Here is an 11946-nt window from a genome sequence, read left to right on the forward strand (position 1 = left end):
AGTAAGGAAAAAACAATGACGTTCACTGCCGCAGAAACCAAATCCCACTACGTTCCGCAGGACCTTCCCACCCACATCCAGCACTACATCAACGGCGAGTTTGTTGACTCGGCATCCGGGGCGACCTTCGATGTCCTGGACCCCGTGTCCAACACCAACTACGCCACCGCCGCGGCCGGCCAGAAGGAAGACATCGACCGCGCCGTCGCCGCCGCCCGCGAAGCGTTCGTCAACGGCCCGTGGCCGAAGATGAAGCCCCGCGAGCGCGCCCGCGTCCTGAACAAGATCGCCGACGCCGTCGAGGCCCAGGAGGCGCGGCTCGCCGAACTCGAGACTTTCGACACCGGCCTGCCGATCACCCAGGCCAAGGGCCAGGCGCTGCGGGCGGCGGAGAATTTCCGCTTCTTCGCGGACCTGATCGTGGCCCAGTTCGACGACGCCATGAAGGTCCCCGGCGCGCAGATCAACTACGTGAACCGCAAGCCGATCGGCGTTGCAGGCCTGATTACGCCGTGGAACACCCCGTTCATGCTCGAGTCCTGGAAGCTCGCCCCGGCCCTGGCCACGGGCAACACCGTGGTCCTCAAGCCGGCCGAGTTCACCCCGCTGTCCGCCTCTCTGTGGGCCACCATCTTCAAGGACGCCGGTCTGCCCGACGGCGTGTTCAACCTGGTCAACGGCCTCGGCGAGGAAGCCGGCGACGCGCTCGTCAAGCATCCGGACGTGCCGCTGATCTCCTTCACCGGCGAGACCACCACGGGCCAGACGATCTTCCGCAATGCCGCGGCCAACCTTAAGGGCCTGTCCATGGAACTCGGCGGCAAGTCACCGTGCGTCGTGTTCGCCGACGCCGACCTGGACGCCGCGATCGACTCCGCCCTGTTCGGCGTCTTCTCGCTCAACGGCGAACGCTGCACCGCCGGCTCCCGGATCCTGGTGGAGCGCGCCATCTACGAGGAATTCTGCGACAAGTACGCCGCCCGCGCCAAGAACATCGTGGTCGGGGACCCGCACGACCCCAAGACCCAGGTGGGCGCGCTGGTCCACCCGGAGCACTATGAAAAGGTGGCTTCCTACGTGGAGATCGGCAAGTCCGAAGGCCGGCTGCTGGCCGGCGGCGGCCGCCCGGACCACCTCCCGGAAGGCAACTACATCGCACCCACGGTGTTCGCCGACGTCGCCCCCGACGCGCGGATCTTCCAGGAGGAGATCTTCGGGCCCGTCGTCGCCATCACCCCGTTTGAGAACGACGACGAGGCGCTGGCTTTGGCGAACAACACCAAGTACGGCCTCGCGGCCTACATCTGGACCCAGAACCTGACCCGCGCCCACAACTTCTCGCAGAACGTCGAGGCCGGCATGGTGTGGCTCAACAGCCACAACGTCCGCGACCTCCGCACCCCGTTCGGCGGGGTCAAGGCCTCCGGCCTCGGCCACGAGGGCGGCTACCGTTCCATCGATTTCTACACCGACCAGCAGGCCGTCCACATCACGCTCGGCTCCGTCCACACCCCCAAATTCGGCGCCTAGGCGGCGCAGTAACCCGATGCGCTATCACTTAATGTCCTTCTGAGGCCCTGAAGGCAACCAGAACTGATAACGCAACCGGGGATTGGCCGGCCGCCGTCGAACTTTCCACGACCCCTTTCAAAGAAGAGAGAACACCATGACCAACTTCGTCCCCACCCCCACCGTTCCGGCACCGGACATCGTCCGCTGCGCCTACATGGAAATCGTCGTCACCGACCTCGCCAAGTCCCGCGAGTTCTACGTCGACCTCCTGGGCCTGCACGTCACCGAGGAAGACGAGAACGCCATCTACCTGCGCTCCCTCGAGGAGTTCATCCACCACAACCTGGTGCTCCGCAAGGGCCCGATCGCCGCCGTTGCGGCCTTCGCGTACCGGGTGAAATCCCCCGCCGAAGTGGACGCCGCCGAGGCCTACTACAAGGAACTGGGCTGCCGCACCGAGCGCCGGAAAGAAGGCTTCACCAAGGGCATCGGCGACTCCGTGCGCGTCGAGGACCCGCTGGGCTTCCCCTACGAATTCTTCTACGAGACCGAGCACGTAGAGCGCCTCACCCAGCGCTACGACCTCTACTCCGCCGGTGAACTGGTGCGCCTGGACCACTTCAACCAGGTCACCCCGGACGTTCCCCGCGGCCGGAAGTACCTGGAGGACCTCGGCTTCCGCGTCTCCGAAGACATCCAGGATTCCGACGGCGTCACGTACGCCGCGTGGATGCACCGCAAGCAGACCGTGCACGACACCGCCCTCACCGGCGGCAACGGCCCGCGCATGCACCACGTCGCGTTCGCCACGCACGAGAAGCACAACATCATCCAGATCTGCGACAAGATGGGCGCCCTGCGCATCAGCGACCGGATCGAACGGGGCCCGGGCCGGCACGGGGTCTCCAATGCCTTCTACCTCTACATCCTGGACCCGGACAGCCACCGCATCGAGATCTACACCCAGGACTACTACACCGGCGACCCGGATAACCCGACCATCACCTGGGACGTGCACGACAACCAGCGCCGCGACTGGTGGGGCAACCCCGTGGTCCCGTCCTGGTACACCGAGGCCTCCCTGGTCCTGGACCTCGACGGCAACCCGCAGCCCGTCATCGAACGCACCGACGCCTCCGAAATGGCCGTGACCGTGGGCGCCGACGGGTTCTCCTACACGCGCAAAGACGATTCCGCCGCAGGCACCGACGCGGTGGGCTTCAAGCTCGGGGCGCAGGTCTAACCCGATGCTGGACGCGAAGACAATCGAAGCCATCGCCGACGAACTGGTGGAAGCTGGCCGGAACCGCAAGCCGGTGCCGCGCCTGACGGCCCGCTACCCGGAGATGACCGTGGCGGACTCCTACGCCGTGCAGCAGCTGTGGCGGCGGCGGAACGAGGAAGCCGGACGGACCCTGGTGGGCCGCAAGATCGGGCTCACCTCCAAGGCCATGCAGGCCGCCACGGGCATCACCGAACCGGACTACGGGGCGATCTTCGATGACATGGTGCTGGAAACCGGCTGCTCCGTGCCGTGGGACCGCTACACCCACCCCCGGGTGGAGGTAGAGCTGGCGTTCGTCCTCAAAGACGGGCTCAAAGGCCCCGGCTGCACCATCTTCGACGTCCTCAACGCCACCGACTACGTGGTGCCGGCCCTCGAGATCCTGGACTCCAGGATTGAGATGGAGGGCCGGACCATCGTGGACACCATCGCCGACAACGCCGCCATGGGCGCCATGGTGGTCGGCGGCCGGCCGGTGAAGCCCGACGCCGTCGACCTCCGCTGGGTCTCGGCGATCCTCTACAAGAACCAGACCGTCGAGGAAACCGGTGTGGCGGCCGGCGTCCTGGACCACCCGGCCAACGGCGTGCACTGGCTGGCCAACAAGATCGCCGCGCACGGCGACGCCATGAAAGCCGGGGACATCATCCTGGCCGGCTCCTTCACCCGGCCCCTCTGGGTCTACAAGGGCGACACCGTGCACGCCGACTACGGACCGCTGGGGAGCATCACATGCCGCTTCGAGTAGAAGACACCTTCCGGGACGCCCTGCGCAATGAATCGGGCGCAGCCGGCCGGCCGCTGGCGGGCATGTGGGTCTGCTCCGGCAGCCCGCTGATCGCCGAACTTTGTGCCGGGTCCGGCCTGGACTGGCTCCTGGTGGACGCCGAGCACAGCCCCAACGGCCTCGAATCCATCCTGGCCCAGCTCCAGGCCGTCCACGGCTACCCGGTCCACACCCTGGTCCGGCCGCCGGTGAACGACACCGTGGTGATCAAGCAGTACCTTGACCTGGGCGTGCAGAACCTGCTGGTCCCCATGGTCAACTCCGTGGCCGAGGCGGAGGCCGCTGTGGCGGCCACCCGCTACCCGCCCCAGGGTGTCCGCGGCGTGGGTTCGGCGCTGGCCCGGGCCGCCCGCTGGAACCGCGTCCCCGACTACCTGGCCCGCGCCGCGGAGACCGTCAGCGTCACCGTCCAGATCGAATCTTCGGCCGCCGTTGAGGCTGTGGAGGACATCCTGAAGGTTGACGGCGTCGACGCCATCTTCCTGGGCCCCTCCGACCTCGCCGCCTCGATGGGGCTGCTGGGACAGCAGGAACACCCCGAGGTGCGCGCCGCCGTCGAACACTGCCTCGCCGCCGCGAAAACGGCCGGCAAACCTGCCGGCGTCAACGCCTTCAACCCGGCAACGGCCCGCTCGTACCTGGCCGCCGGTGCCGCGTTTGTGCTGGTGGGCGCCGACGTCGCACTGCTGGCCCGCGGCTCCGAGGCACTCGCCGCGCAATATATCCGGACTGCCGACGGCGGCAGCCCTGCCAGCTACTGAAGATTCGCGGCGTTAAACGCCGGCGGCGGCAACCACCTGCTCGAGTGATTGCCGCCGTCGTCGCGCTGCAGCACGGTGCGGTGCGTGCCGGGACCGGCGGGACCTAGCTGTAGAGCTCGCTCTTGGGCGCGTTGTTCTTGACCTTCTGCCAGCCCAGCCACAGCACGAGGGCGAAGAACGGGATGGTCGCCAGGGTCCACAGGCCCAGGTGGAAGACCTCGCCGGTCTTGCTGGTCATGGTGTCGAAACCGATCAGCACGGTGATGGCCAGCAGCGCGAGAAGTCCGGCCCAGCTGGTCCAGGGCGAGCCCGGCATGGGCAGGCTGGAGACGCGGCCCTTCTGGTGGCGCAGCGCGATCTGGCTGGCGAAGATGGCACCCCAGGTGAAGATCACGCCGATCGAGGCGGTGTTCAGCGCGAGGTCGAAGGCGTGCGATCCGCCCAGCCAGATGTTCAGCATGATGCCCACGAGGTAGAAAGCGGCGATCGCGAGGATGGCGGCGTACGGCACGTGGCGCTTGGACATTTTGGTGAGCCACTGCGGGGCATGTCCGTTGTTGGCCATGGTGCGGAAGACACGGCCGATCGAGTACAGGCCCGAGTTGCAGGAGGACAGCGCCGCGGTGATGACGATCATGTTCATGACATCGCCCACCCAGCCGAGGCCCATCTGGCCGAATACGGTGACGAACGGGGAGACGCCGGCCTTGTACTGGTCCGAGGGCAGCAGCATGGCCAGCAGCAGCACGGAACCGACGTAAAAGACCACGATGCGCAGTACGACGGCGCGGATGGCCTTGGGCACTTCGCGCTTGGCGTTTTCCATTTCACCGGCGGTGATGCCGACGAGCTCGATGCCGTTGTACGCGAAGATCACCGCGTTGAGCACCAGGACCATCACGAGCGCGCCCTTGGGGAACATCCCGCCGTCGTCGGCAAAGAGGTTGGCCACCGAGGCATGGCCGCCGCCCACGTTGGCGTTGGTGACCACCATGAAGGTGCCCACGGCCAGGAAGATCAGGATGGCGCCGACCTTGAGGCAGGAGGCCCAGAATTCAAACTCGCCGAAGGCCTTGACGCTGAGCAGATTCACGGCCACCAGCAGCGCCAATGCTGCAATCGCGGATGCTTCCACCGGCACGTTGGGGAAGAAGAACTGGAAGTAGAGGCCGATTGCGATCAGTTCCGCAATGCCGGTCATGCCCCAGTTGATGAAGTACATCCAGCCGGAGAGGTACGCGCCCTTTTTGCCGAACATTTCGCCGGCGTAGCTGACGAAGGAGCCCGAGGTCTGGCGGTACATGATGAGTTCGCCCAGTGCCCGCATCAGCAGGTAGGCGATGACGCCGGCAATGGCGTAGGAGAAGATCAGTGCCGGTCCGGTGGAGGCCAGGCGTCCGCCGGCCCCCATGAACAGGCCGACGCCGATTGCGCCGCCCATCGAGATCATCGTGACGTGGCGGCCGCTCAGGGTCTTCTTGTAGCCCTCGGCGCTGAGGGTCGAGTCGACGGCGGGTTGCGCCGGCGCGCTCTTGAGTTCTGTGGGGGTAATTGATGGCACAGCTGATTCCTTGTAGGTCGAGGTATGGCCGGGACAAGACCGTGGATTCAAATACACAAAATTCGGGTCTAAGCCTCTTGCGGAGACTAAGACGTGTACCGAAGCTCACAAGTGTCGAAGCTCGCGCGGCTCATCTATCGTACTAGCATTCAGGAGCCCGGCGTGACCCGGGCAACACCCGGGGCCGCCCCCGAACCGCCACAACACATGTCCTTTTGCGCAAAAGCGCAGGTCAGACGGCTATTGCCATTACCCTGAGCACACCGGCGGGATTTTCCGTCCGGTGTGCCTGCAACATCACTGCAGGCCATGGCAGGAACGCCGTGAGTCAGGGGGGACCATGAAACAGAGAGCGCTGCTGCCTGCAGTGTTGCTTGTCGTACTAGCGGGGTGTTCGAGCGGCGGGTCCGGTCCGGCCGGTCCCAGCGAAAGCCGTACCGCAGCAACGCCGGCACCATCAACATCACAGACAGCAGGGTCGCCGGCGCCGGCTACCTCCGAGCCTGGCGATGTTTCCACTTCGCTCAACGCGCCCGACGCGTTGCGGCAGCACGTCTGCACCGCAACAGCCGACGGGTCCTGGTCCTTCAAGGGCACCCTCGTCAACAACACGGATAAGAACAGAGTGTTCACCGTGGCCATCGCGGTCACAGCCGGCCCCACGGTGGCAGGGCACGCCCTCATCACCCAAGCAGTTCCAGCCGGCCGCTCGGCCGACATTGCCGCGCCGAACTTCGCCAAGACCAAGGACGGCGGCGGGACCTGCACGCCAGTCGTCTCCGTAGAGGACGCCCCATGAAAAAGAAGATACTTCTCATCACGGCCGTGATCCTCGGGCTTACTGCAGGGCCACCGGCAGTCGGGCCGGCCTTCGCTGAGGATGCACCGATTGCCCCGCCGGCAACCAGCCTGGCGGCCACACCGACCGAAACGCCGACGCCGACCGAAACGCCGGCGCCGACCGGCTCGGCATCGGCGCCGACCGGCGCCGCATCGGCTCCCGCCGGTCCGGTTCCAGAAAGAACCGCAACTCCCACTGCGACGGCGAAAGCCACCGCGGAGCAGGCAGTGCCCCTTGTCGAACCGACGCAGTCCCCGACGAAAGAGCCGACGCCTCCGCCCGCCGTCGTCCGCGGAGCCATCGAGACGAAGTGGACCGCGCTGAAGGGTGCCGCCGGGGCCCTCGGCGCGCCGACCGCCGGCGAGGTCTGCTCAGTTGGCGTGTGCAGCCAGACGTTCGACGGCGGATCCATTTTCTGGACCAAGGCAACGGGCGCGCACCCGGTCCTGCGGACCGAGGGACACACCGGTCCCCGCTGGCACGCCAAGGGCGGCCTGGCAATTTTCGGCTATCCCGTCACGGATGAGACCGCGGTGTCTGGCGGGACTATCCAGAAGTTCTCCAGCGGCCGCATCCTGGCATGGACAGGCACGCGGTTGCTGGAATTCTCGGCCATTAGCGGCATCGGGAGCCGATGGGTCGCCGCCGGCGGCGAGGCAGTCCTGGGCCTCCCCGTCACCCCCGAGACCTGCGGGCTGAAGGCATCCGGGTGCTTCCAACAGTTCGGCAAAGGCTACATCTACTGGGCGCCGGGAATCGGCGGCCATGTCGTCTGGGGTGGCATTCTGGGCCGCTGGACGGCCGGCGGGGCACAGAACAGTTCGCTGGGCTACCCGCTCACCGAGGAAAGCTGCGGGACCGCCGGCGGCTGTGTGCAGCACTTCCAAGGTGGCAGCATCTTCTATTCGCCCACCACCGGCGCGCACGTGACCCGCGGCGGTATCGGCGACCGGTATTACGCCGCCGGATCGTCGCGAAGCATGCTGGGATACCCGGTCTCAAGTGAGGCCTGCGGGCAACCCGCCCGTGGCTGCGTGCAACGTTTCCAAGGCGGAAGTATTTACTGGTCGCCCACCACGGGGGCATGGATTTCCGGCCGGGGAATCGACAGCAAGTTCGTCTCAGTGGGTGGCCTTGGCGGCTCGCTGGGGTATCCCATCGCGAGCGAGCGTTGTGTTGGCGCCGCCTGTGCGCAGTCCTACCAGCGCGGGGATATCACGTGGTCCAAGACCGCCGGGACGCGAGTATATGGGATGTCTGAATGCCATAAGCTCAACAACGGCCAGGCCAAGTACCCCACGTACGGAGCGAACCGTGTCCTCCTCACGTGGACACCGGATTATGGAATGTCCCATGCGACCAACCTGTACTGCATGAACGTCGCCGGGGCTTACGTGCCGGACTGGCGGACTGACGGCTACGTCGGTGCATCAGGGTTCAAGCGGCCGGGCGTGCCGTCCGGCCCCACCCGGAACCTGTTCTCCCCCACTGGCTCGTTTTCCGTAACGGAAGCCTTCGGCCTGGGCAACCCGGGAACCAAGCTCGCCTACCGCACGCTGAACCCCCGTTCGCGGTGGGGCGGCAACCCCTGGACGCCCACTTACAACAAGTACCACGAGTCTTCCTCCTGGGTCGGCTGGGACGAGAACATGTGGTGGTTCGCGTCCGGGGGCCACTACCGCCAGGGCGTGGTCATCAACTACAACCGGCCCAACATCGTCCAGGACGCGGGCTTCGCCATCTTCCTGCACATGAACAAGGTGCCGACAGCCGGTTGCATCTCGCTCGATGACTGGGCAGTGGTTGACTACATCCGCAAGTCCACCCCGGGCGATCGGATCATCATGGGGACCTACGGGGCACTTTTCCGTTAGCTCTGCACTATTCCGTTAGATCTGCACTGTTCCGTTAGATCTAGAGCGCCACAACCTCAAAGCTAACGCCCGGGCCCTCGGCCCGGGCGTTAGCCATTTCCGCGGGCTCGCGGTGAGAGCGGGCGGCACCACACTTGGGCCCCGCAAAGCCCCGCGCACCGTTCCACTACGCCAAAGCGCCGTCCCGCATGGCGTATCGGAGCCAGTTTCCGGCGCCGGCCCCGCTCCCGGTTTCGCTTCGCTTGGCGCACGCGCTGAACCACTCCCCCAGCGCACGGTCGTGGCTGACCATGACCAGTGTCCCTTCGAAGCCGGAAAGGGCCGCTTCAAGCTGTTCCACCAGTACGGGCGCCAGATGGTTGGTGGGCTCATCCACCAGCATTGTCCCGTAGCCGCCCAGCAGGAGCCGGGCCAGCGCCAGCCTGCGCTGTTGCCCCGCGGAAAGGCTGCCCACCGGTACGTGGAATTCGCTGGTCCGGAACAGCCCCAGGCGCAGCAGCGCCTCGGCGTGCTCATCGATGTTGCCGCCCAGACCCGAGGCGAAAGCGGGCAAGAGCCGCCGGGCCGGGCGCTGCGGGAGTTCCAGCTCCTGCTGCAGGTAGCCGACCCGGCCGTGCCTCGCCACGGTGCCCTTGGCCGGTTCCAGCGTGCCCGCGAGGACGGAGAGCAACGTGGACTTGCCTGCACCGTTGGGGCCTGTGATGAGGATTTTCTGGCCCGCTTCGACCCGGAAGTCCGTGGGTTCGAGGCGGCCGGGCACAGCCACTCCTTTCGCTTCAAGGACGGGGCCGTCCGCAACGTCTGCCCGCAGATCCGTCGCCAGTTTCAGGGGCACCGGGGGACGGTCAATGGGGTTTGCCTCGAGCCGGCGCAGACGCTCCTGGGCATTGCGGACCTTGCTGGTGGCCGCTTTTTGCCACGTGCCGGCCTTGAAGTCGAACCCCATTTTGTCGCCGTCGCGTTGGCGGGCGTAGCCCATCTTCCCCGCAACCGTGTCCGCCTGGAGCTGTTCGGCAGCCATCGCGTCCAGCCACCCGTGGTACTGCTGCGCCCAGCGCTGGCGTTCGGCAGCCTTCTCCCGCAAGTAGCCTTCGTAGCCGTTGCCATACCGGTTGACCGTCCGGCGTTCGGCATCCACCTCAATCACGGTTGAGGCCACTTTGCGCAACAGCATCCGGTCGTGGGAGACCACCACCACGGTTCCGCGGTGCGACGCCAGCCGCGCCTCCAGCCAGGCCGTGCCGGACGCATCAAGGTGGTTGGTGGGTTCGTCCAGGAGCAGGATGTCCGCGGGATCAGCGAGCACGCAGGCCAGTGCCACGCGTTCCTGTTCGCCGCCGGAGAGCGAGCCCAGAGTCCGCATCCGGTCCAGCCCGCCCAGCCCAAGCCTGTCCAGCGCCGCCTCCACCCGGGATTCCGCGGCGTAGCCTTCCCTGAGCTGGTACTGCGTCTGCAGGTTTCCGTAGCGCTCCAGTTCGTCCGCTTCCGCGCCGGCAAGGCCGGCCTCCAGACGGTCCAGCTCCGCCTCCAGCGCGCGGAGCGATTCCAGGGCGGCGTCGATCGCGTTGCTGACGGTGAACTGATCCGGCAGGCCGTGGGTCTGGGCCAGGTAGCCCACGCGGCCGTGGCTGACGGCGGTGCCCTCGTCCGGGGCTTCCAGCCCGGCCAGGATCCGGAGCAGCGTGGATTTGCCCGCCCCGTTTTCGCCGACGATCGCCACATGTTCACCGGCTGTGATGGCAATGTCGACGCCGATAAAGAGTTGGCGGTCCCCGTAGCCGTGGGATACGCCCGAAAGGCGGAGATGTTCGCTCAAGGAGTCCTCGCAAGTAGTTGCCCAGCCTGCCCGGCGGCGGCCTGCGTCCTCAGTATGGCACCGTCAACCAACCGCGGCGCCCTGCCGCCGTCGGCCGGGCTCGGGCGGCGTGACGGCGTCGCCATGCCGCGGCGCTAGGCTGGGGTCATGGGCACAGCTCTCCGCACACCACCCGCGCCGCAGCCGGAGCTGTACCGGTTCTCGCGGCTCGATTTCATCACTGCAGGCCTCTACGTGACCGTGGCCGGGTTCTTCGCCGTGGCCGGCGAACTTTTGGCGCCGCTGCTGCTGCAGGTCTCGCCCAATCCCGCCGTGGCGTCCTATGCCGTGAACCTGGTTTTCTACGCGACCATCGGCTTCCTGGCCGTGGCCGCGGCGCGGCGCGTAGCCGGGCGTGACCTGCGCGTCCTTGCGACGAGGCCGTGGTTCACCGCGCTCATGGTGCCGCTGGCGGTGGTGGCGATGCTCATCCTCACCGCGGTTTTGGTGGCCGTCAGCGGGCCCGTGCAGACCTCCGCCAACCAGGCCGGGCTTCAGGCACTGATGCAGCAGGTCCCGGTCTGGCTCATGGTGCCCCTGCTGGTGATCGTGGGCCCGTTCGTCGAGGAATACATTTTCCGTCACTTGCTGATCGGGAAACTGAGCCGCAGGCTCAACCTGTGGTTCTGCTGCATCGTGTCCGTGCTGCTCTTCGCGGCCCTGCACATCGTAGGCCAGGAGCAAATGACCCTGCAGGTGCTGATGCCGTACCTCGCCATGGGGGCCGTCCTGGTGTTCGTGTACGTCTGGACGGGGAAAAACGTGATGTTCTCCTACTTCGTTCACGCCTCCAAGAATCTCCTGGCCGTCGCCTTCATCTACGCGATTCCGCCGGAAGTCCTCGAACAGCTCCAGCAGGTCCAGGGCTAACCGACGCAACGCGGAGTCACCTAGCGCCCATTCCGAGGCACCGCATGGGCGCTAAGTGACCCCGCGTTGCTTAGAGAGGGCCGGAGATCTGAGGGCTGGGACCTACCGTTGCGGGCCCCGGCGTCGTAGGTTCTTCCCATGACACTGAACATCCAGATCACCGTGGACTGCAGCAAACCGCACGAGCTCGCCGAGTGGTGGGCCGAAACGCTGGACTGGGCCGTGGAGCCGCAGGACGAGAACTTCATCCGCTCCATGATCGAGCAGGGCTACGCCACAGAGGCGGACACGCAAGTCCACCGGGGCAAGCTCGTCTGGCGCGCCGGAGCAGCCATCCGCCCGCCGGACGAAATCGACACCAAGAACCCTCCGCGCCGGCTGCTGTTCCAGACCGTCGCCGACGAAAAGACCACCAAGAACCGTGTCCACTGGGACGTGAGACTGGACGGGCGGGACAAGGATGAGGTCCGCGCGGCCCTGGAAGCACGCGGCGCAACGTTCCTCTGGACGGCCAGCCAGGGGCCGCTCGAATGGCACACCATGGCGGACCCGGAGGGCAACGAGTTCTGCATCAGCTGAGCGGATTACTAGACTCGGAGT

The 11946-nt window shown here is 66.4% G+C and carries 10 protein-coding genes; 8 read left to right on the top strand and 2 right to left on the bottom strand.

From position 1 onward, the window contains the following. Positions 1–15: 15 nt before the first annotated feature. The 4 genes from hpaE (at position 16) to BM372_RS02845 (ending at position 4345) form a co-directional block, all read left to right on the top strand. Positions 16–1530, top strand: coding sequence for a 5-carboxymethyl-2-hydroxymuconate semialdehyde dehydrogenase (hpaE, locus tag BM372_RS02830; RefSeq protein WP_090951505.1), 1515 nt, complete (start codon positions 16–18; stop codon positions 1528–1530). Between the two features lie 136 nt (positions 1531–1666). Further along, positions 1667–2755: a 3,4-dihydroxyphenylacetate 2,3-dioxygenase gene (gene hpaD, locus BM372_RS02835; protein ID WP_090951508.1), complete on the top strand. Its 1089-nt coding sequence runs from the start codon at positions 1667–1669 to the stop codon at positions 2753–2755. Between the two features lie 4 nt (positions 2756–2759). Next, on the top strand, positions 2760–3545 hold the full coding sequence (hpaH, locus tag BM372_RS02840; protein ID WP_090951511.1) for a 2-oxo-hept-4-ene-1,7-dioate hydratase: 786 nt from the start codon (positions 2760–2762) through the stop codon (positions 3543–3545). Continuing rightward, positions 3530–4345 (top strand): HpcH/HpaI aldolase family protein, encoded by an 816-nt coding sequence (locus tag BM372_RS02845; RefSeq protein WP_177235856.1) that lies wholly within the window; start codon positions 3530–3532, stop codon positions 4343–4345. Before hpaH ends, BM372_RS02845 begins: the two co-directional genes overlap by 16 nt. Positions 4346–4448: 103 nt before the next feature. Here BM372_RS02845 and BM372_RS02850 read toward each other — a convergent pair whose 3' ends face one another. Next, positions 4449–5906 (bottom strand): amino acid permease, encoded by a 1458-nt coding sequence (locus BM372_RS02850; protein ID WP_090951513.1) that lies wholly within the window; start codon positions 5904–5906, stop codon positions 4449–4451. Between the two features lie 340 nt (positions 5907–6246). On the opposite strand from BM372_RS02850, the gene BM372_RS20360 reads away from it, so the two are divergent. Further along, a complete protein-coding gene (locus tag BM372_RS20360; RefSeq protein ID WP_143111418.1) occupies positions 6247–6705 on the top strand; it encodes a hypothetical protein in 459 nt (152 codons plus the stop codon). After that, complete coding sequence (locus BM372_RS02860; protein WP_090951519.1) at positions 6702–8621, top strand: hypothetical protein; 1920 nt, start codon at positions 6702–6704, stop codon at positions 8619–8621. The genes BM372_RS20360 and BM372_RS02860 overlap by 4 nt, the downstream gene beginning before the upstream one ends. Before the next feature lie 166 nt (positions 8622–8787). Here the strand turns inward: BM372_RS02860 and BM372_RS02865 are convergent, their stop codons facing one another. Beyond that, complete coding sequence (locus BM372_RS02865) at positions 8788–10437, bottom strand: ABC-F family ATP-binding cassette domain-containing protein (protein ID WP_090951522.1); 1650 nt, start codon at positions 10435–10437, stop codon at positions 8788–8790. Positions 10438–10584: 147 nt separating this feature from the next. On the opposite strand from BM372_RS02865, the gene BM372_RS02870 reads away from it, so the two are divergent. Both BM372_RS02870 and BM372_RS02875 read left to right on the top strand, forming a co-directional pair. Next, positions 10585–11346 (top strand): CPBP family intramembrane glutamic endopeptidase, encoded by a 762-nt coding sequence (locus tag BM372_RS02870; protein WP_090951525.1) that lies wholly within the window; start codon positions 10585–10587, stop codon positions 11344–11346. A 138-nt stretch (positions 11347–11484) separates the two neighbouring features. Further along, a complete protein-coding gene (locus BM372_RS02875; RefSeq protein WP_090951528.1) occupies positions 11485–11925 on the top strand; it encodes a VOC family protein in 441 nt (146 codons plus the stop codon). The last annotated feature ends 21 nt before the right edge of the window (positions 11926–11946 follow it).

Origin of the sequence: Arthrobacter sp. ov118, from assembly GCF_900116495.1 — a bacterium.
GTDB lineage: Bacteria > Actinomycetota > Actinomycetes > Actinomycetales > Micrococcaceae > Arthrobacter.

Excerpts from the sequence above, each read along its gene's own strand:
- BM372_RS02860 (WP_090951519.1), top strand. The coding sequence starts at position 6,702 with ATGAAAAAGAAGATACTTCTCATCACGGCCGTGATCCTCGGGCTTACT.
- BM372_RS02845 (WP_177235856.1), top strand. The coding sequence starts at position 3,530 with ATGCCGCTTCGAGTAGAAGACACCTTCCGGGACGCCCTGCGCAATGAA.
- hpaE (WP_090951505.1), top strand. The coding sequence starts at position 16 with ATGACGTTCACTGCCGCAGAAACCAAATCCCACTACGTTCCGCAGGAC.
- BM372_RS20360 (WP_143111418.1), top strand. The coding sequence starts at position 6,247 with ATGAAACAGAGAGCGCTGCTGCCTGCAGTGTTGCTTGTCGTACTAGCG.
- BM372_RS02875 (WP_090951528.1), top strand. The coding sequence starts at position 11,485 with ATGACACTGAACATCCAGATCACCGTGGACTGCAGCAAACCGCACGAG.
- BM372_RS02870 (WP_090951525.1), top strand. The coding sequence starts at position 10,585 with ATGGGCACAGCTCTCCGCACACCACCCGCGCCGCAGCCGGAGCTGTAC.
- hpaH (WP_090951511.1), top strand. The coding sequence starts at position 2,760 with ATGCTGGACGCGAAGACAATCGAAGCCATCGCCGACGAACTGGTGGAA.
- hpaD (WP_090951508.1), top strand. The coding sequence starts at position 1,667 with ATGACCAACTTCGTCCCCACCCCCACCGTTCCGGCACCGGACATCGTC.